The organism is Pseudomonas sp. Pseusp10, assembly GCF_059492225.1.
This window is the reverse complement of sequence record NZ_CP168528.1, coordinates 4169348-4189749: the sequence shown is the minus strand read 5'-3', so window position 1 is coordinate 4189749 and position 20402 is coordinate 4169348. Positions and strand designations below refer to the sequence as shown.

The window sequence follows — 20402 nt, the reverse complement described above, 5'->3', positions numbered from 1 at the left end:
AACAAAATAGGTAATGGCCGCGTGAAAAATGAAGGCGGCGAAAGGGGGGAGAGTTTACTGGCAAACGCTCCCGAGGTGGTCAGGCACTCAACCTGTGGCAGCCCCGATCTTAAGGCAATACCCGATTAACTGTGGGAGCGAGCTTGCTCGCGAAAGCGTTAGCCCATTCAACAATGATGTGTCTGACACACCGCATTCGCGAGCAAGCTCGCTCCCACAGGTTGTGTTCTTTGTCTCAAGGGTGAGTTATTTGGGATAAAGCGGCGGCAAACCACTGTCACCAACCGGATCCTGCACCCGTTCGGCCATCGGAATCGCCTTGATCGCCCGCCACAACTCGTCACCTTGCCAGTACTGGCCGGTTTCGCTGTACAGCGCGCCGTTCAGGCCGTCGAGGGCGTTGGACAGTGGCACGAAGCGGGCGGCCATGTCGGCCAGGGTTTCCGGTTGTTGCCGGGCCCAGGCGTCGAGGGCCTGGCGGGTGGCGTGGGAATCATTGGCCTGACAGGCGCGCTTGAGGTCATCAAGCACGGTGCGCGGGCTCGGGCCGGTTTGAGCGGCACGCGTCACCGCCGGTTGCCAGCGGCCACGCCACCAGAGGCCGAAGCCGAGCAGGGTGGTGCAGGCCAGAATCAAGGTGCTGAGCTTCCAGCGCCAGAGTGCTTCGCTGTCGGCACCGGCATCGACCGGTGAGATGCCGGCCTGGGTGTCGAGCACCAGGCTCGGGTTGGCCGCCACGTGCAGCGTGCGGGCAGGCAGGCTGCTGTGTTCCAGATGGTCTTCGAAGGTGTTCCACCAGACCACGTCGACGGTGGGCAACTCGATGGCGCCGGTCCGTGTCGGCACCAGGGCTTCCCGGTCTTCACGACTGCCGACCAGGCCGCGCTCGCTGTTCTGGTTGCCGAGCACCGGTTGATCCGGGTAGCGGCGCAGGCCGCCGACATCGGTGCCGGGCAGCGGTGGCAGTTGGGTGCTGGACAAGCCTTCGGCCGTCACTGTCAGGCTGCGGGTCAGAGAATCGCCGACCTGTGTGTGATCCGGCTCCGGGCTCCAGCTTTCGCTCAGGCTCAGGCTGCGTGCAGGCAGCCAGGGGGCATCGGCCGGATAGGTGATGGGTTTGGCCTTGACCGTCAACAGCAGTTCGGCCGAGGTGACGCGCATCTGCTTGCCGGCTTTCGGCATTTGCGCCGCGTCCTGTGCCGGTTGCGCATCGACCAGCGCGGCGTTGAAGACCTGCGCCGGAATGATCAGTTCGCCGCTGTGTTGCGGGTAGATCGCATAGCGCATTTCGATCACGCCATGGCGCTGGCCATCGATGTCTTTTTCGTAGGTGCGTGAGTCGCCCAATTGTTCGATGCGTGCATCGGGTATCTGCAACGGCGGCAGGCTGCTGTCGTCGTACAGTGACACCGAATGGTAGATACGCAAGGTCAGGATCACCTGGGCCTGTACGTACACGCTGGTTTGATCGAGGCTGGCATCGATGAACACCGGAGCCCGTTTGTCCGGGTTGTCCGGCGTGTCGCTTTCGACTACTTGCAGGGTGATCGGCTGGCTCTGCAGTTCGCCCAGTTGCAGTGGCGGAATCACCACGCTGCCGTTTTGCCGGGGCAGAAGGGTGACGATCCAGCGGGTGGTGGCCCGGTTTTCACCGCTCAGGGTGTTCAACTGGTTGACCTGGCGTGTGCCGCGCACTTCGAACAGTGGCTCCAGTGCTGCCAGGTCGGGTTTGCCGAACTGCGTTACATCGGTGGATTCCAGGGTCAGCTCGACCGTCTCGCCTGAGCTCAGGCGACTGCGATCAACACTGGCGACCAGCTCTGCTGCCTGTGCCTGAACAGTGCAGAACAACAGGCCATGCAGCAGCGCGAGCAATAAAACGGTGAAGCGGGTCATCGAGTTTCTTCCTGATCCTGATGTTGTTGCTGTTCGTACCAGAATTTGCGCCTGAGCAGTTCACCGGGGTCATCCGGGATCTGCCGCAGCCACTGCTCCAGTGCCTGGCGCTGTTCACCTTCGATGCTGTCGGTGGCCGGGCGCAAGGGTGGCGTCGTGTGTTGTTCGTCACCCAACTCGCTGCCTGGCACTTCGTTGGTTCCGGGTCTGGGCGGCGACGTTGGCGATTGTTCGGTGTCAGCGCTGGTGTGCGGTTCTTGCGCTTGCGACTCGCCGCTGTCCGAACGTTGCGACGTGGCACCGGGCGGCGTCCGTTGTTCATTGGGCTGGGGTTCGTCGCCTGCGGATTTGTCCGGCGTCGCAGTGGACACATTGTTTTTCTGCTTGAGCAGCTCTTCCACCAGCGCCTTGTTGGTCAGTGCCGGGCGCAAATCCGGTTGACGTTCCAGTGCCTGTTCGTAAGCATCCAGCGCAGCCTCCAGCTCACCTCTTTTGGCCAGGGCATTGCCTCGATTGTAGTGGGCGTGGGCATCGTTGCCTTCAGCGAACCGCTCGGCGGCGCCCGCGTAGTCGCCGGCTTCATAAAGCGCCACGCCTTTCCACTGATGGTCGTCGAAACGCCGGGCGGCTTCGGCCGGGCGCTTCTGTTTGAGTAAATGGGCGCCTTGTTGATCAGGACGCAGCCAAATGTCTGCGAGATCGAAGGCGTAGCTCGGTTGAGGCAGTGCCAATAGCAGCGGCAGACACAGCAGCCAACCGCGACGTCCCGCGCAGGCCGCGAGCAGCAACAGTGGCAGCAGCAGCCAGTAACCCTGATCGGCCCAGGTGTCCAGGCGCAAGGTCTGACCGTCGTTGCGCAAGTTGCGTGGACCGTCGAGCAGGCCAAGGGCGTGCAGGTCGCTATCGTCCAGGCGCGCCTGGCGATAGCGTCCATCCAGGTCGTAGACAAAGCTTTTCAAGCCAGGTTCGTCGAGGCGCGGCACGAGAATGGCGCCCTGTTCATCCTTGAGGAAACTGCCGTCTTCCTGGGTAATGGGCGAGCCTTCGGCGGTGCCGATGCCGAGCATCAGAAGTTGAGTCGATTTGCCGTTCAGCGCGCGACGGATACCCAGCCGTTCCTGGTCGGTCAGGGACGAACCAATCAGCAGAATCCGGCCGTTGCCCAGAGCCGCTTGTTCGAGCAGTGCCAGGGCCTTGAGCACCGCCAGGTCGGCGCGATGACCGGCCTCAGGCATCAATGACGGTTTTAGCGCATCCAACAGATTGCGGCTGGTGGAAAGATCATCTGACAGCGGTACCAGTGTGTGGGCACTGCCGGCGTAGACGACAATGGCGGTTTGCGCGTCGCTGCGAATCTGTAGCAGATCGAACAACTTGCGTCGTGCCTGTTCGAGTCGGTTGGGCATGACGTCGGTGGCGAGCATTTCCGGGGTCAACTCGAGAATTACCACCAGCGGGTCGGCGGGTTTCTGGCTGGTTTGCTCGACGCGCTCCCAACCCGGGCCCAACAGGGCGAGCACGGTCAACAGCCACGCAAGACCAAGGGCGATCCAGGGCAATTTACTGTCACGTCCACTGCCACCGCTGAGCAGTGCCGCATGAAAGGCCGGCGGCAGGATCATCTGCCAGCGCCCGGCGCGCTTCTTGCGGTGCCAGAGTTGCCAGAGCAACCAGCCAAGCACCGGCAGCAACAGTAGCCACCAGGGGCGGAACCAGTAAGGCCACAGCTCACTCATCGGCGCCTCCGCAGGCGCAGGCGCTTGAGACGCTGGCGCCAGTCAGGCAGCAATTGCGTTTGCAAAAACAGATCCTTGGTAAACAGGCGTTGCAACGGGTTGTCCGGCCAGAGTACAGGGGCCACCAGCAGTATGCTCAACCACAGCGCCAGGGCCAGTGGCCAGTGATACAACGCTTGAGCCGGGCGGGCCTGGGTGGGTTGCTGGGCCACGGGCTCCAGTTGGTCAAGGGTGTCCTTGATTGCCTGCAGTTCCTTGCCGTCGCGAGCACGGAAGTACTGGCCACCCGTGGCCTCGGCGATGGCCTTGAGGGATGGTTCGTCAAGGTCCAGGCTCGGGTTGACGCCGAGAAAGCCCACCGTGCCACTTTGCTCCGGATCGGCACCGATACCGATCGGGTAGATTTTCACACCCTCTTTGGCCGCCAGCCGCGCAGCGGTGAGTGGGCCGATTTCACCAGCATTGTTGGCGCCGTCGGTCACCAGAATCAGCACACGGCTGGTTGCCGGACGCAGACGCAGGCGTTTGAGGGCCAAACCGATAGCATCGCCGATGGCGGTGTTTTTGCCGGCAATGCCGATGCGCGCTTCGTCGAGCCAGACTCGTACGGTGTGCCGGTCGAATGTCAGCGGTGCCTGCAGATAGGCCCGGCTGCCAAACAGGATCAGGCCGACACGGTCACCTTCGCGGCGTTCGAGAAAATCGCCGAGCAGGTGCTGGACCAACGACAGTCGGCTCACCTCTTCGTCCTGCCACTGCATGTCAGGGAAATCCATGGAGCCGGAAACGTCCACTGCCACCAGCAGATCGCGGCCGCTGGCGGCAATCGGCAAGGGTTCGCCGAGCCACTGCGGGCGCGCCGCCGCGACCAGCAGCAACAGCCATAGCAGCATGAACGGTGCCTGCTGGCGCCATGCCGGCAGGTTGGCCCGGGCGCGACGTCCGGCGAGGCCTTCGAGATCGCTGAGGAAGCTGACCTTGAGTGCCGGTTCGCCACTGTCGGCCACCGGCAATACGATGCGCATCAGCCACGGCAGTGGCAAAAGGGCAAAAATCCACGGCCAGGCGAACTCAAACATGTTTGCGAATCCATGTGTCAACGGCCTGGGTCAGACCGGCGATGGCCTTGTCGTCGAGCTTGCATTCGGGTTTATAGGCGCCTTCGACCAGCACCATCCAGCGGGTCAGGCCGGCCGCCGGGCAGCGGTTGTCGAGGAACGCCAGCCATTTGCGGCCGTTGAGGGTATGGCTCTGGCTGTAGGGGTAATGGTTGCGGCACAGGCGTTTGAGCAAGCCGTTGAGTTGCTGCAGCCAGGCACCGGCTGGCGCACCATCATAGGGTTTGGGCATCAGCGCCAGCTCCGCCAGGGCGGCAAGGCGCACCGGGTCAAGCGGCTGCTCGGCGCGTACCGCGGGGCGCTTGACAGGAATAAAGCGACGCAGCTTCCACAGGCCCAATCCGATCAGTGGCACCAATAAAAGCAGCAACCACCAACCCGGTGCCGGAGGCCAGAACTCCACCGGTGGGGGGGATATCAGCGGTTGCAGTTGATCAAGGCTGCTCATCGACCTTTCCCCGGTTTCTGTGGGTTCAGGTATTCGCGCAATTGCTCGACCATCTCGCTCTGAGTGCTCAAAGGCATCATCAGCACCCGTAGTTTCTGCGCGAGCAGCTCCCAGCGCGCGATGCGCAATTCGGCCTGGGCCCGGTAAGTCTGGCGCAGGTCGAAATTCAGCGTGTCGAGCTCAAGTTGCGCTCCACGCTCGGCGAAACGTAAAAGGCCGGCGGCGGGCAGGGCATGATCCAGCGGATCGGACACCGGCAGCAACAACAGGTCGCAATGACGCGATAACAGGCTCAGCTGTTGCTCGGCGCTTTCCGATAGCGCGCGTTCATCGCAAATCACAATGACAAGGCTGCCCGGACGTGACACCTCCCGCGCGCGGCGCAAGGCAATGCCGAAGGCGTCGCGGTCCGGCTCGCCTTCGGTGCTCAGCGACTGGTTGACCCGCACCAGCCGGTTGAGCAATTGCAGCAGGCTTTGCTTGCTGCGCCGGGGCTTGATTTCGTAATGCACATTGTCGCCATACACCAGGCCGCCGACCCGGTCGTTGTGCCCCAGGGCTGCCCAACCGATCAGGCTCGCGGCCTGGGCGGCGAGCACCGACTTGAACATCAGGCCCGAGCCGAAAAACAACCGGCGGCTTTGTTCGACCATGATAAAAATCGGCCGCTCACGTTCTTCGTGGAACAGCTTGGTGTGGGGTTCCTGGGTGCGCGCAGTCACGCGCCAGTCAATGGTGCGCACATCGTCGCCGGCCTGATAGACCCGCACCTGATCGAAGTCGACGCCACGCCCGCGCAACTTGGAGTGGTGCAGGCCGATCAGCGGGCTGCGCTGGCTTGGCGTGGAAAACAGCTGCACTTCACGCACGCGATGGCGCATCTCGATCAGGTCGGCGAGGCTGACACGAATGCCCGGCTCGGGCGGCAGGCTGGCGTTCATCGGGGTCAAGCGACGGCTACGACGTCGAGAATCCGCTGGACCACCCGGTCCTGATCGATGCCAGCGGCTTCGGCTTCAAAGGAAAGAATGATGCGATGGCGCAGCACGTCGAACAGCACGGCCTGGATATCTTCCGGGCTGACGAAATCACGCCCGGCCAGCCAGGCGTGGGCGCGTGCGCAGCGGTCCAGGGCAATCGAACCGCGCGGACTGGCGCCGTAGGCGATCCACTCGGCCATTTCCGGATCGAACTTGGCCGGGATGCGGGTGGCCATGACCAGTTGCACCAGGTACTCCTCCACGGCGTCGGCCATGTACAAGCCGAGGATTTCCTTGCGTGCGGCAAAAATCGTCTGTTGGGTAACCCGACGCTCAGGCTTCGCTTCGCCGTTCAGGGCTTCTCCACGGGCTTGCTGCAGAATCCGGCGTTCGACAGTGGCATCGGGAAAGCCGATTTTCACGTGCATCAGGAACCGGTCAAGCTGGGCTTCGGGCAGCGGATAAGTACCTTCCTGCTCGATGGGGTTTTGCGTGGCCATCACCAGGAACAGCGGCGACAGCTCATAGGTGCTGCGCCCGACACTGACTTGCCGCTCGCCCATGGCCTCGAGCAAGGCCGACTGAACCTTGGCCGGAGCGCGGTTGATTTCGTCCGCCAACACCAGGTTGTGGAAGATCGGACCTTGCTGGAACACGAAGCTGCCGGTTTCCGGGCGATAGATTTCCGTACCGGTAATGTCGGCCGGCAACAGGTCGGGAGTGAACTGAATGCGGTGGAACTGAGCCTCGATGCCTTCGGCGAGTTCTTTGATGGCCTTGGTCTTGGCCAGGCCAGGGGCACCCTCGACCAGCATGTGGCCGTCGGCGAGCAGGGCGATGAGCAAGCGCTCGATGAGTTTTTCCTGGCCGAGAATCTGCGTTGAAAGAAAGGTTCGCAGCGCGAGCAGCGCTTCACGATGTTCCATCGATGACTGTTCCTGCAAAAGGGTGGCCGAGGACGTTCGAAAATGCGCCAGGGCTGGGGGCGTTACTTTAATCCATCGCGGGGGGCGGCGACTAACGGCATTTTGTGCAAAGTGCGGGAATGGTTGGGGCAATTGCTGGATTTTCGTAGCAGGGGAGTGATTGGGTGGCTGTGCCGGCGCCATCGCGAGCAGGCTCGCTCCTACATTGACGGTGTACGACGATCAATTGCAGGAGCGAGCCTGCTCGCGATGAGGGCGGATCAAACGACTCAAATCTGGCTGATAAAGGTGCCAGTACCATCAAGAATATTCTTCAAGGTCAGCTCAACTTCAGCCAGATCCGTCATGTCGGCATCAAAGGTGATTTCCAGCACATCATCGCCATTGAGCGCATCGGCATCTGCCGCCGCAATTTCGATCTTCAACACGGCAGGGCTCAGGGTGACTTTCACGCCGTCGAGGGTCGAGGGTTCGCCGTCGAGGGTGATTTCCAGCTCGTCTTCATCCGGGTAGCGGCTCATCAGGAACATTTCGCCCTGCTCGCTGTGGCAGCAGAGCATGGCCATGTTGTCTTCTTCGTCGTCGCAAGGGTTGACGATCAAGAGGGCGGTTTTCATTTTCATGGGTAATTCCTGGCTCGACGAGCGTGGTAAACGCAACAAAGGGCGATTCTGCCAGCCCGCGCACATTTCTGCTCGTCCGAGTGTCAATGACCGGGTCGTGGACGGACAGGGTGTTACTGGTCATTTCTGGTACGCATGTCCCGTAAAACCGGACGGAAAACCGTCATTTTTCTGTGTGAATGCTAGTGTTGTTCGATGCGTATGCCTTGAGCAGCGTACCGTTGACCGAATATGTCGCAGCATCGCAAGCAAGGGCCTTGCCGCTCTCGTTAAGCTGCGCAACGGATGAGCACCTGTAAAGGCATTGCGCTGCGCGCAGCCAGTCGTTTTTGCAGATGCCCATTCACGGAAGGTGAATGTGACCTGAGTGTCTCGTCCAGCTTCACCCACCTGTCACCCTGTTTCCTCTGCCCGAGAATCAGGAACAGGGTGACGGGTAGCCCCTAACAGGGGTTTTGCACGCGACGCTTCCATCAATAACAAGCCCAAGCGGAGTACCACAGATGGCGTTCTTCACCGCAGCCAGCAAAGCCGACTTCCAGCACCAACTGCAAGCGGCACTGGCGCAGCACATCAGTGAACAGGCACTGCCACAAGTGGCGCTGTTCGCTGAACAATTCTTCGGCATCATTTCCCTTGACGAGCTGACCCAGCGTCGGTTGTCCGATCTCGCTGGCTGCACCCTTTCTGCATGGCGCCTGCTTGAGCGCTTCGATCACGCGCAACCGCAAGTGCGCGTCTACAACCCCGATTACGAACGCCACGGCTGGCAGTCGACCCATACCGCGGTCGAAGTGCTGCACCACGACCTGCCATTCCTGGTGGACTCGGTGCGTACCGAGCTGAACCGTCGCGGCTACAGCATCCATACCCTGCAAACCACCGTGCTGAGCGTGCGTCGTGGCAGCAAGGGCGAGTTGCTGGAAATCCTGCCGAAAGGCACCCAGGGCGACGACATTCTGCAAGAGTCGCTGATGTACCTGGAAATCGACCGCTGCGCCAATACCGCCGAGCTCAATGTCCTGAGCAAAGAGCTGGAGCAGGTGCTCGGTGAAGTCCGCGTGGCCGTTGGCGATTTTGAGCCGATGAAGGCCAAGGTCCAGGAGATCCTGACCAAGCTGGACAACAGCCAGTTCGCCATCGACGCCGACGAGAAGAGCGAAATCAAGAGTTTCCTGGAGTGGCTGGTGGGCAACCACTTCACCTTCCTCGGCTACGAAGAGTTCGTGGTCAGCGATGAAGCCGATGGCGGCCACATCGTCTACGACAAGGACTCCTTCCTCGGCCTGACCAAGCTGCTGCGTGCCGGCCTGACCTACGATGACCTGCGCATCGAAGACTACGCCGTGAACTATCTGCGCGAACCGACCCTGCTGTCGTTCGCCAAGGCTTCGCACCCAAGCCGTGTCCACCGTCCGGCTTACCCGGATTTCGTGTCGATCCGTGAAGTTGACGCCAACGGCAAGGTCATCAAGGAATGCCGTTTCATGGGCCTGTACACCTCGTCGGTGTATGGCGAGAGCGTGCGGGTGATCCCGTACATCCGCCGCAAGGTCGAGGAAATCGAACGCCGTTCGGGCTTCCAGGCCAAGGCTCACCTGGGCAAGGAACTGGCGCAAGTACTCGAAGTGCTGCCGCGCGACGATCTGTTCCAGACGCCAGTGGACGAGTTGTTCAGCACCGTGATGTCGATCGTGCAGATCCAGGAACGCAACAAGATTCGCGTGTTCCTGCGCAAAGACCCGTACGGCCGTTTCTGCTACTGCCTGGCCTACGTGCCGCGTGACATCTACTCCACCGAAGTGCGCCAGAAGATCCAGCAAGTGCTGATGGATCGCCTGAAAGCGACCGATTGCGAGTTCTGGACCTTCTTCTCCGAGTCCGTGCTGGCCCGCGTGCAGTTGATCTTGCGCGTCGACCCGAAAAACCGCCTCGACATCGACCCGCTGCTGCTGGAAAAAGAAGTGGTGCAGGCCTGCCGCAGCTGGCAGGACGACTACGCCGCCCTGACCATCGAAAGCTTCGGCGAAGCCCACGGCACCAATGTGCTGGCCGACTTCCCGAAAGGCTTCCCGGCCGGTTACCGCGAGCGTTTCGCAGCCCACTCGGCTGTGGTAGACATGCAGCACCTGCTGAGCCTCAACGAAAAAAATCCGCTGGTGATGAGCTTCTATCAGCCGCTAGGTCAGGTTTCCGGTCAGCGCATGCTGCACTGCAAGCTGTACCACGCCGATACTCCGCTGGCGCTGTCCGACGTATTGCCGATCCTGGAAAACCTCGGCCTGCGCGTGCTGGGTGAGTTCCCTTACCGTCTGCGCCACAACAGTGGCCGCGAGTTCTGGATTCACGATTTCGCGTTCACTGCCGCCGAAGGCATGGAACTCGACATCCAGCAGCTTAATGACACGCTGCAGGACGCATTCGTCCACATCGTGCGTGGCGATGCCGAGAACGATGGATTCAACCGTCTGGTACTGACCGCCGGCCTGCCATGGCGCGACGTGGCGCTGCTGCGTGCCTACGCCCGCTACATGAAGCAGATTCGTCTGGGCTTCGACCTGGGCTACATCGCCAGCACCCTGAACAACCACGCCGACATCGCTCGCGAGTTGACCCGGTTGTTCAAGACCCGTTTCTACCTGGCGCGCAAGCTGACCGGTGACGATCTGGGAGATAAGCAGCAACGCCTGGAACACGCGATTCTCAGCGCCCTGGACGACGTCCAGGTGCTGAACGAAGACCGCATCCTGCGTCGCTACCTGGACCTGATCAAGGCCACCCTGCGCACCAACTTCTACCAGACCGATGCCAACGGCCATAACAAGTCGTACTTCAGCTTCAAGTTCAACCCGCACTTGATTCCGGAGCTGCCGAAGCCGGTACCGAAGTTTGAAATCTTCGTTTACTCGCCGCGCGTCGAAGGCGTGCACCTGCGCTTCGGCAACGTCGCTCGCGGCGGTCTGCGCTGGTCCGACCGTGAAGAAGACTTCCGTACCGAAGTCCTGGGCCTGGTAAAAGCCCAGCAAGTGAAAAACTCGGTGATCGTGCCGGTGGGTGCGAAGGGTGGCTTCCTGCCGCGTCGCCTGCCACTGGGCGGCAGCCGTGACGAGATCGCGGCCGAGGGCATCGCCTGCTACCGCATCTTCATTTCGGGCCTGTTGGACATTACCGACAACCTGAAAGACGGCGCACTGGTACCGCCGGCCAACGTCGTGCGTCATGACGACGACGACCCGTACCTGGTGGTGGCGGCGGACAAGGGCACTGCAACTTTCTCCGACATCGCCAACGGCATCGCCATCGACTACGGCTTCTGGCTGGGTGATGCGTTTGCGTCCGGTGGTTCGGCCGGTTACGACCACAAGAAGATGGGCATCACCGCCAAGGGCGCGTGGGTTGGCGTACAGCGCCACTTCCGCGAGCGCGGCATCAATGTCCAGGAAGACAGCATCACCGTGGTCGGTGTCGGCGATATGGCCGGCGACGTGTTCGGTAACGGCTTGTTGATGTCTGACAAGTTGCAACTGGTCGCAGCCTTCAACCATCTGCACATCTTCATCGACCCGAATCCGGAGCCGGCATCGAGCTTCGCCGAGCGTCAGCGCCTGTTCGACCTGCCGCGTTCGGCCTGGTCGGACTACGACACCAGCATCATGTCCGAAGGCGGCGGGATCTTCTCGCGCAGCGCGAAGAGCATCGCGATTTCCGAGCAGATGAAAGAGCGCTTCGACATCGAGGCCGACAAGCTGACCCCGACCGAACTGCTGAATGCCTTGCTCAAGGCGCCGGTGGATCTGCTGTGGAACGGCGGTATCGGTACCTACGTCAAAGCCAGCAGCGAAAGCCACGCCGATGTCGGCGACAAGGCCAACGATGCTCTGCGTGTGAACGGCAACGAACTGCGCTGCAAAGTCGTGGGCGAGGGCGGTAACCTCGGCATGACCCAGCTGGGTCGCGTCGAGTTCGGTCTCAATGGCGGCGGTTCCAACACCGACTTCATCGACAACGCCGGTGGCGTGGACTGCTCCGACCACGAAGTGAACATCAAGATCCTGCTGAACGAAGTGGTTCATGCTGGCGACATGACCGACAAGCAACGTAACCAGTTGCTGGCGAGCATGACCGACGAAGTCGGTGGTCTGGTGCTGGGCAACAACTACAAGCAGACTCAGGCCCTGTCCCTGGCAGCCCGTCGTGCCTTGCCGCGGATTGCCGAATACAAGCGCCTGATGAACGATCTGGAAGGCCGCGGCAAGCTGGATCGCGCCATCGAGTTCCTGCCGGCCGAAGAAGCCATCAACGAGCGTATCGCGGCAGGCCATGGCCTGACCCGTGCCGAGCTGTCGGTGCTGATCTCCTACAGCAAGATCGACCTCAAGGAGCAGTTGCTGGGCTCCCTGGTGCCGGACGACGACTACCTGACCCGCGACATGGAAACCGCTTTCCCGCCAACGCTGGTGAGCAAGTTCTCCGCGGCCATGCGCCGTCACCGTCTGAAGCGCGAAATCGTCAGCACCCAGATCGCCAACGATCTGGTCAACCACATGGGCATCACCTTCGTTCAACGACTCAAAGAGTCGACCGGCATGAGCCCGGCGAACGTGGCCGGCGCCTACGTGATCGTGCGTGACATTTTCCATCTCCCGCACTGGTTCCGTCAGATCGAAAACCTGGATTACCAGGTTTCGGCCGACGTGCAACTGGAGCTGATGGACGAGCTGATGCGCCTGGGCCGTCGCGCCACGCGCTGGTTCCTGCGTGCCCGTCGCAACGAGCAGAACGCTGCCCGTGACGTCGCGCACTTCGGTCCGCATCTGAAGGAGTTGGGCCTCAAGCTCGACGAACTGCTCAGTGGCGAGATCCGCGAGAACTGGCAGGCTCGCTATCAGGCGTACGTCGCAGCCGGTGTGCCGGAGTTGCTCGCGCGCATGGTGGCTGGCACTTCGCACCTGTACACCCTGCTGCCGATCATCGAGGCTTCCGACGTGACCGGCCAGGACCCTGCGGACGTGGCCAAGGCCTACTTCGCCGTGGGCAGCGCGCTGGACATCACCTGGTACCTGCAACAGATCAGCGCTCTGCCGGTTGAAAACAACTGGCAGGCCCTGGCCCGTGAAGCGTTCCGCGATGACGTCGACTGGCAGCAACGTGCGATCACCATCTCGGTCCTGCAACAGGGCGACGGCACCCAGGACGTGGAAACACGGCTCTCCCTGTGGATGGCGCAGAACGACAGCATGATCGAGCGCTGGCGCGCCATGCTGGTGGAAATCCGTGCCGCCAGCGGCACGGACTACGCCATGTACGCGGTAGCCAACCGCGAGCTGCTGGACCTGGCATTGAGCGGGCAAGCGGTAGTGCCTGCCCCTTTCGCCGCCGAGCTGGAACCGGCGGCCTGATCAGGCGTTGAATGAAAAAGCCCCGCATTGAAAGATGCGGGGCTTTTTTTTTGCTTAAGGTTCAGGGGAGTTTGTACTGGCCTCTTCGCGAGCAGGTAGCATGCGGTCAACTGTAGGAGCGAGTCTGCTCGCGATAGGGTCTTCAGTTTCAATACAACTTCTGGCTTTGTTTAGAATCAAGCATCGACACATTACTTGTCGGGCTGGTCAGTAAATTGCTGAGCGACTGGTCAAACTTTTGCAGTGCCCTGACTTGCACGTTCTGCTGTTCGTTAATGTCCGCAACTATATCTTCACTACGTTTATAGTCCGCCCAGACCGGACTAAGTGCTTTGGCATCGTGACCTTTTGCAGTACCGATGTAATTGAAGTTTTTGTCATAGAAGTCTGCACTGACATCCGCCTGTATGTCTGAACTGCGCGAGGTTATCAGTTGACTGCGGGTGTCGACCACCGCCATCACATCCGGTTTTGCCGCCCTGAGGCTCTGCATGTCCGGATACACGGTAACCGAGCCGAATTGCCGTTGCAGGGAGGCCTTGACCCAATCCACGGCCAGGTCTGGCCTGGAAGTGGCTACGTAGGCGTCATGAATCGACTGCACCAGCAGACTCTGACCGAAACCCGTGCCGGCGTTGGCCTGGTAGTCCCGAAGGTAGGCGCGGTTGGTCTGAGTATTCTGGCTGTAGACGATGCCCAGCGAGACATGGCTGCCGTTGGTAATACGGGTGGCCCCGCTGCGGCCTACCGGTTCGGTAAAGATACCGTTCAGCGAAGAAACCGCTGTCGGCGCGGTGGGGATCGAGCAACCGGTTAAAACAACGGCCATGGTCAACGTACTGGCAAGCACAAGTTTCATGGTGTTTCTCCAGTGAATCAACTTCAGTCGAAAGTTAAAATTGCCGGTGTTGTACCGGCGGTGACTCAAGACTAAACCCTGGATGATTTATTTAAATAGCCAATATCCACCCTTGTCAGGCGACCAATAGTTTTGTTTGGTTTAAAAGCTTTCGGTTAATTGCGCGAGGAAATTAAAAGGCCCGAATTCGCGATTCGAGCCTTTTTATTTATAGCTGTACGTTCAGCCATCAGTGTTCCAGTGGGATCAACACTTTCTCGTCGGGGGCCAATACCATGAACACCAGCAACTTGGCCGGCCGGGTCGCGCTGGCGTTTTTCGACACCATGTGTTCCGACCCGGCCGGTTCATACCAGAACTCACCGGCCTTGAAGGTTTTCGCCGCCTCGCCTTTGACTTGGGAAATGATCTCTCCCGATATGACATAAGCCATGGCGGTGCCTTCGTGCTTGTGGGCGATGGAGGACTGCCCCGGCTCGTAATCGACCTCGATCATCAGCGCTTTTTTACCGGGGACGTTTTTCAGCATTTCGTCCTGCAGGACAGTGACCTTTTCCGAAGGGGCATGGGCAAACGCCGACGCGCAGGCCATCAGGGCCAGGGCAGCAAGGGGGGCAACGCAGAAGCGCAACACGTTCATGGTTCTTTACCTGCGGTGGGTTAGTTGTCGAAAACAACAGTAGTCCGCAAGCAGTAGAGGTTAAACAGCCAATATTCTGGAAGGAGAGGGGACCAATTACAGAAGATTCCGGGGCCATGGAGAAAAAATTTTGGCGAGGGAGCAAGCTCCCTCGCCACAGGTATTGGTTAAACGATCGGAAAACTGTTGAAGTCCACGGCATTGGCCAGTTGGCTATCGATCAGGCTGATGAAACCCTGGACCTCCGGGCAGTTGAAATGCGATCGCATGGCCGCTTCCGATTGCCAGTGGGCGCTGACGGTCCAGCGATTGGTGTCCTCGGGGCAGCGGTCGACCATATAGGAATCGCAGCCGGGAAGTTCACGCAGGGTTTCGACAATCTTCTGCAATTGCCTGCCCAGTTCATCCGAGCGGCCGGCGGCGGCCTGTACCTGTACGGTATTGATCACTTCATAGGACATTGCTCACACTCCTGAATCAGGCCGGACGAATCCTGCTCATTGAGGGATAACGCCTATGCAGGATAGGCCTGAGCCTCGGGACCGCCAATAGCCAATCGCCTGATAAAGCCGCAGGCCAATCCGTCAGGCCACCTGCTGCAAGATGTCGCGCAAACGATCCAGGGCGATGTCGATGTCGAGGGTTTCGATGGCGCCAAAACCGAAGAAAAGCCCGGCCCTTGGCGTTTCCTGATAGAAAAAGCTGTCGATGGCATAGAGCCCGACTTCGACTTTTTTCGCCAGTTCGATCACCAATGGAATATCCAGCGGCACTTTGCACAGTACCGCCATGTGGAAACCGGCGGTGGACGGCACTGCCTCCAGCCAGGGCGAAAGATCGCCGGCCATTCGTGTCAGGATCCGCTCGCGGCGCCCGGCATAGATCGTATGGCAGCGCCGGATGTGCTTGAGCAGGCAGCCTTCGGCGATGAACTTGGCCAGCGCCCATTGCGGCAGGGTCGAGGTGTGCAGGTCGGTGAGCTGTTTGGCACGCACCACGGCCTCGAGGATCGCCGGCGGCAGGATCGCATAGCCGAGCCGCAGTTCCGGCAACAGGGTTTTGGAGAACGTCCCGACGTAAGCGACGATCCCGCGTTCATCCATGCTTTGCAGGGAGTCGGTGGGGCGGCCCTCGTAGCGAAATTCGCTGTCGTAGTCGTCCTCGATGATGATTGCGCCCAACTCATGGGCCTTGGCCAGCAGTGCTTCCCGGCGCGCCTGGCTCATCGGCATGCCCAGCGGGAACTGGTGCGAAGGGGTGACATAGATCAGACGAGTGCCGCGAGGAATCCGGTCCACCACAATGCCTTCGGCGTCCACCGGTACGCCAATCACCGTGGCGCCATGGGTGCCGAACAGCAGTCGCGCCGGCGGGTAGCCGGGGTCCTCCATGGCGACCAGGCTACCCGGACTGATCAGCACCCGGGCAATCAGGTCCAGCGCCTGCTGCGCGCCGTTGCACACCACCACATCCTCATCCTGACAATTGACCCCGCGGGAGAACGCGATGTGCTGCGCAATGGCGTTGCGCAGCGCCGGCAAGCCCTCGGGCAGGCTGTACAAGCCCTTGGAACCGGCCATCTGGCGCAGCGCGTGAGAGGTGCAGCGCCGCCAGTCATCCTGGGGAAACTGGCCCTTGCTGGTGGCGCCTCCAATGAAGTCGTAGCGCAGCGAGCCTTCCAGGGTCGGGTGACGCAGAAACACCGGCAGGTTGCGCCAGGACTCGATCACCTCGAAGCCGCCAAGCTCGGTGTGGCTCTGTTTGCGCTGCACCTTCGACGAGCGCGCATTGACGTAGGTGCCTTTGCCGACCACCCCGGTGAGGAAGTTTTCGTAGGTCAGCTGGGCGTAGGTATCGGATATGGTCTTGCGCGAAATACCCAATTGTTCGGCCAGCAGACGGCTGGGCGGCAGTTGCGTCCCGGCAGTCAGGCGACCGGACTCGATGGCGCTGCGCAGTTGGTTGTACAGCTGGCCGGCCAGGTCCTTGCGACCGTTGATGACAACATGTAGTTCCATGCCGGCGAGGCTCCGGGGCGATTGAGGCGCGTGTGCGTCGCGCAAGATTACCCCTATCCGCCGGTGGTACAGAAGTTGTGCAGTGGAAAAACCGTCAATTGGTCTGGTGGCGGTGGTCCCCGGGGAATTCGCCCAATTGGATCTGTCGTGCCCTCGCGCCAGCGACTAACGTGAAGATCACCTCAGGGCTGCACGAGATCGCTCCATGAACCCCCGTCTGGACTACTACAGCGCGTCCCCCAAAGCGATGAAAGCCATGATCGCCATGGAGGCCCTGACCAGCAGCCTGAGCATCGAGCAGGGCCTGCTGCACCTGATCAAGATTCGCGCATCGCAGCTTAACGGCTGTGCCTTTTGCACCGACATGCACTCGGTGGATGCCAGGCGCCTGGGCGAAAGCGATCGGCGCCTGTATTCCATCGTGGTCTGGCGTGACAGTAACTTCTTCAATCCGCGGGAAAGAGCCGCGCTGGCCTGGACCGAGGCGGTCACCTTACTCTCCGAAAGCCACGTGCCGGACGATGTCTACGTCCAAACCCGGGAGCAGTTCAGTGAAAGCGAAATGGTCGACTTGACCATCGCCGTCACCACCATCAACAGCTGGAATCGCCTGGCCGTGAGCTTTCGGCAAACACCCAGCGCCTGAGTCATTGTCATGGCAGCTTCATGAACGTTGCGCAGGATGTAACTGTCAGTGTCAGGTCGACAGGGAGTCCTCGATGTCAGTCATGGAAATCTGCACCCGACAGGGTGCTGCCGAGTATCGTGTAGCGATCGATAAAAACGCGTCCTGGCGCCAGTTGGCAGCGGGTATCGACCCCGAACTGGCGCTGTGTTTCACTGTCAGCGCCCGTTGCGGTTGTTTCATGCAGGCCGCCCGCAGTCTCAACATCAAGGCCACCCGTCTGCGCAGGCAACTGGTGCTGCTGGAAACGCAGCTCCAGTGTTCACTGTTCAACCTTTCAGAAAATGGCTTCAGCCTCAGTCGCGATGGGTTGCGCTTGCACGCACAACTGATCGCGCTGGCCCATGAGCGTGATTTGCCGGTGATCGAGCAGCCGTTGATTCGCCTGGCCGTTGCCGATTCGATTCTGCATGACATTCTCGGACGTAACCTGGTTGCACTGCTGCGACGTAATGCCAGTGTGCGCCTGGACATCATGACGCTCGACAGCGAGTTGTCCCTGCAAGCGGTCAGCGCCGACGTGGTGGTGTGGCTGGGCAATACCGAGTCGCCGTTGCCGGGGCCGAGCTTTGCCACCACCGAACCCCGGCGTCTGGTGCAACTGCAATACCTGCCGCACATTGCCAAGCGCTACTCGCGGGTCGCTTCCAGGCCGGAATGCCTGGATGAACTGGCCGATTTTCTCCTGGTGCAATGGCGACAGGACTGCCAGGTTGAAAGCTTCCGGCCATGGAATGCACTGGTGGATCAACGCCTGGCCGGGGCGGTGCAACTGCAATCCTACGAGCTGATGCTGGAGATGATCCGTTGCGGCGCCTGCATCGGCCTGCTGCCGCTCTACATGAGCCACTTCGATCGCGGGTTGATTGCCTTGCCGGGCTTGTTTGCCCAACCGATGCAACGTCAGGTGTGGATGGCGATCAACGCCCGTTCCGAGGACGACGCGCAGGTACGGATGATCGTCGAGTTGATCGAAAACACCTTCAGCGAGCGCCGGGAGTGGTTTGAAAGCTGAGTGCAATCCAACTGTGGGAGCGAGCTTGCTCGCGAAGGGGACCTGTCAGTCGACATTGATGTTGAATGTCGATCCGCCTTCGCGAGCAAGTCGGATCGCCGCACCGCCGCTCCCACATTGGTTCTCGCCATGCTGGAAGGAAGCGTTATAGAGTGAACGGCCATGTCTGCTTCAAGGATGATTCACCCATGCCAGCCACTGATCCCGTCATCACCCTCGAACGCTTCAACGAATCCCATATCGAAGGCATTACGGCGCTGTACAACGATCCTGCAATCGCCCGCCAAACCCTGCAAATGCCGTATCAGTCCACCGAACTCTGGCGCAGTCGCCTGGCGCTGGATAACGAACGCCTGGTGAAAGTGGTGGCTCTGCATCAAGGCACGGTCATCGGCAACATTGGTCTGGAGCAGTTCTCGCGTATTCGTCGCAGCCATGCCGGCAGTTTCGGCATGGGCGTTGCGGTGGCGTGGCAGGGCAAGGGCGTGGGCTCCAGGCTGCTCACTACGGCGCTGGATATCGCCGACAACTGGATGAACCTGCAGCGCGTCGAGCTTTCGGTGTACGCCGACAACGAAGCGGCTATTGCGCTGTATCGCAAGTTCGGTTTCGAAACTGAAGGCCTGTTGCGTGATTACGCCGTACGCGACGGCGTGCTGGTGGACACCTTGAGCATGGCGCGCCTGCGTCGCACGCCCAAAGCCGGTTGAGTCAGTCGCCCAAGGCGAACGCCACCGCAGCTTGCGCATGCAGCTCGGTGGTGTCGAGCAAGGGCAGGGTGCTGTGTTCGGGTTTGATCAGCAAACCGATTTCCGTGCAGCCAAGGATGATCGCCTGGGCGCCGCGCTGAGTCAGCGCCTTGATCACCTGCTGATACACCTGGCGTGAGGTTTCGCTGATCACGCCGACGCACAACTCGTCGTAGATGATCCGGTGCACGGCCTGGCGCTCCTCGGCCTCCGGCACCAGCACCGTCAAGCCCCGGGCAGCGAGGCGTGCCTTGAGGAAGTCCTGTTCCATCGTAAACGCGGTGCCCAGCAAACCCACCTTGAAGGCACCGGCCTCGACCGCTGCCTGAGCGGCCGGATCAGCGATGTGCAGGAAGGGAATGTCGATGGCGGCCTGAATCTGCCCGGCGACCTTGTGCATGGTGTTGGTGCACAACACCACGCAATCGGCGCCACCTGCCTGCAAGCGCTGCGCGGCATCCACCAGGATCAACGCCGCGTCGTCCCAGCGACCGGCGTGCTGGGCCTGTTCGACAGGGCCGAAGTCGACGCTGTACATGAGCAATTTCGCCGAACGCAACGGCCCGAGGCGCTCGCGTACCTGCTGGTTGATCAGACGGTAATACTCGGCGCTGGACTCCCAGCTCATGCCGCCGATCAGGCCGATGGTGCGCATATCGTGCTCCGTTTGTCAGGTGAAGTGCGCACCTACAGTGCCCGCGATTACGCGACGGTGCAAACTGTCGTCAGGTATTAGTCGTACGCAGCGTGCGCGCATCTGCCATGCTCGAAGTCCGCAGTACCGCTCCAACCAAAGGAACACCGCAATGGACGACGTACGGCAACTGGGCGAGATGCTTCGCCACTACGCAGAAAGCGAAGCGCACAAAAAACAAGTGTTTGAGGCGCAATCGGCCGAGTGGGCGACGCGCATCGGTGATCTGTTCGATCAGATCCAGCAATGGCTGGAGCCGGTGCTGGCGCCGAATCTGCTGGAGGTGAAACGCGAAGCCTATGTTGCGTTCGGGCCGAGCGTGCCGGTCGAGACGTCGACGTTCAAGACCGAGAAACTGTCCATTGCGATTGCCGGCAAACCGGTGGAGTTCGTGCCGGATGTGATGGGCGCCGGTGGGCAGATTTCCCTGGCAGTGATGGGCTTTACCGCTGCGCGCTATGGCAGTGTTTCGCTGGTGTGCCTGCCGCCGTCGAACGCCTGGCAGTGGCGCAAGACCAATGGCTTGAAAGACCCGGATACCTTTGCGTTCGATGCGGATTTTCTGGCGCAGCAGCTACAGGTTTTGATCCCCCGGGATCGTGGCTGAGACAAGTAA

General features: G+C 60.8%; 17 protein-coding genes. 5 read left to right on the top strand and 12 right to left on the bottom strand.

What is annotated here, in order from left to right; translation table 11 throughout:
- Positions 1-246: 246 nt before the first annotated feature.
- From ACEN8Z_RS18805 to ACEN8Z_RS18775, 7 genes are all read right to left on the bottom strand, one after another.
- Positions 247-1896, bottom strand: a complete 1650-nt coding sequence (locus ACEN8Z_RS18805) for a BatD family protein (protein WP_495595226.1) — start codon at positions 1894-1896, stop codon at positions 247-249.
- Positions 1893-3632, bottom strand: a complete 1740-nt coding sequence (locus ACEN8Z_RS18800; protein WP_495595225.1) for a VWA domain-containing protein — start codon at positions 3630-3632, stop codon at positions 1893-1895. The genes ACEN8Z_RS18805 and ACEN8Z_RS18800 overlap by 4 nt, the downstream gene beginning before the upstream one ends.
- A complete protein-coding gene (locus ACEN8Z_RS18795; protein ID WP_116261254.1) occupies positions 3629-4711 on the bottom strand; it encodes a vWA domain-containing protein in 1083 nt (360 codons plus the stop codon). The genes ACEN8Z_RS18800 and ACEN8Z_RS18795 overlap by 4 nt, the downstream gene beginning before the upstream one ends.
- Positions 4704-5198, bottom strand: coding sequence for a DUF4381 domain-containing protein (locus tag ACEN8Z_RS18790; RefSeq protein WP_495595224.1), 495 nt, complete (start codon positions 5196-5198; stop codon positions 4704-4706). The genes ACEN8Z_RS18795 and ACEN8Z_RS18790 overlap by 8 nt, the downstream gene beginning before the upstream one ends.
- Complete coding sequence (locus ACEN8Z_RS18785; RefSeq protein WP_007994508.1) at positions 5195-6139, bottom strand: DUF58 domain-containing protein; 945 nt, start codon at positions 6137-6139, stop codon at positions 5195-5197. The genes ACEN8Z_RS18790 and ACEN8Z_RS18785 overlap by 4 nt, the downstream gene beginning before the upstream one ends.
- A gap of 5 nt (positions 6140-6144) precedes the next feature.
- Positions 6145-7104 (bottom strand): AAA family ATPase, encoded by a 960-nt coding sequence (locus ACEN8Z_RS18780; RefSeq protein ID WP_495595223.1) that lies wholly within the window; start codon positions 7102-7104, stop codon positions 6145-6147.
- Between the two features lie 269 nt (positions 7105-7373).
- A complete protein-coding gene (locus ACEN8Z_RS18775) occupies positions 7374-7727 on the bottom strand; it encodes a hypothetical protein (RefSeq protein WP_495595222.1) in 354 nt (117 codons plus the stop codon).
- Between the two features lie 503 nt (positions 7728-8230).
- On the opposite strand from ACEN8Z_RS18775, the gene ACEN8Z_RS18770 reads away from it, so the two are divergent.
- Entirely contained in the window at positions 8231-13126 is a 4896-nt protein-coding gene (locus ACEN8Z_RS18770) for an NAD-glutamate dehydrogenase (protein ID WP_495595221.1), read from the top strand.
- A gap of 148 nt (positions 13127-13274) precedes the next feature.
- Here ACEN8Z_RS18770 and ACEN8Z_RS18765 read toward each other — a convergent pair whose 3' ends face one another.
- The 4 genes from ACEN8Z_RS18765 to pdxR all read right to left on the bottom strand — a co-directional run bounded on the left by ACEN8Z_RS18765 (position 13275) and on the right by pdxR (position 16643).
- Positions 13275-13985, bottom strand: a complete 711-nt coding sequence (locus tag ACEN8Z_RS18765) for an ATPase (protein WP_495595220.1) — start codon at positions 13983-13985, stop codon at positions 13275-13277.
- A 229-nt stretch (positions 13986-14214) separates the two neighbouring features.
- Positions 14215-14625 carry a cupin domain-containing protein gene (locus tag ACEN8Z_RS18760; protein WP_495595219.1) on the bottom strand — a complete coding sequence of 137 codons (411 nt, stop codon included), beginning with the start codon at positions 14623-14625 and terminating at the stop codon, positions 14215-14217.
- A 167-nt stretch (positions 14626-14792) separates the two neighbouring features.
- The gene (locus tag ACEN8Z_RS18755) at positions 14793-15086 is read right to left on the bottom strand and encodes an antibiotic biosynthesis monooxygenase family protein (RefSeq protein WP_007994514.1); all 294 of its coding nucleotides are present in this window, start codon (positions 15084-15086) and stop codon (positions 14793-14795) included.
- A gap of 123 nt (positions 15087-15209) precedes the next feature.
- Entirely contained in the window at positions 15210-16643 is a 1434-nt protein-coding gene (pdxR, locus tag ACEN8Z_RS18750; protein ID WP_495595218.1) for a MocR-like pyridoxine biosynthesis transcription factor PdxR, read from the bottom strand.
- Positions 16644-16848: 205 nt separating this feature from the next.
- Here pdxR and ACEN8Z_RS18745 point away from each other — a divergent pair, with 205 nt between their 5' ends.
- The 3 genes from ACEN8Z_RS18745 (at position 16849) to ACEN8Z_RS18735 (ending at position 19053) form a co-directional block, all read left to right on the top strand.
- Positions 16849-17289 (top strand): carboxymuconolactone decarboxylase family protein, encoded by a 441-nt coding sequence (locus ACEN8Z_RS18745; protein WP_116261386.1) that lies wholly within the window; start codon positions 16849-16851, stop codon positions 17287-17289.
- Between the two features lie 73 nt (positions 17290-17362).
- Positions 17363-18343, top strand: coding sequence for a LysR substrate-binding domain-containing protein (locus ACEN8Z_RS18740; RefSeq protein ID WP_495595217.1), 981 nt, complete (start codon positions 17363-17365; stop codon positions 18341-18343).
- A gap of 188 nt (positions 18344-18531) precedes the next feature.
- Positions 18532-19053 carry a GNAT family N-acetyltransferase gene (locus tag ACEN8Z_RS18735; RefSeq protein ID WP_495595216.1) on the top strand — a complete coding sequence of 174 codons (522 nt, stop codon included), beginning with the start codon at positions 18532-18534 and terminating at the stop codon, positions 19051-19053.
- Between the two features lies 1 nt (position 19054).
- Here the strand turns inward: ACEN8Z_RS18735 and ACEN8Z_RS18730 are convergent, their stop codons facing one another.
- Entirely contained in the window at positions 19055-19747 is a 693-nt protein-coding gene (locus tag ACEN8Z_RS18730; protein ID WP_495595215.1) for an aspartate/glutamate racemase family protein, read from the bottom strand.
- A gap of 151 nt (positions 19748-19898) precedes the next feature.
- On the opposite strand from ACEN8Z_RS18730, the gene ACEN8Z_RS18725 reads away from it, so the two are divergent.
- Positions 19899-20393, top strand: coding sequence for a hypothetical protein (locus ACEN8Z_RS18725; protein ID WP_116261262.1), 495 nt, complete (start codon positions 19899-19901; stop codon positions 20391-20393).
- The last annotated feature ends 9 nt before the right edge of the window (positions 20394-20402 follow it).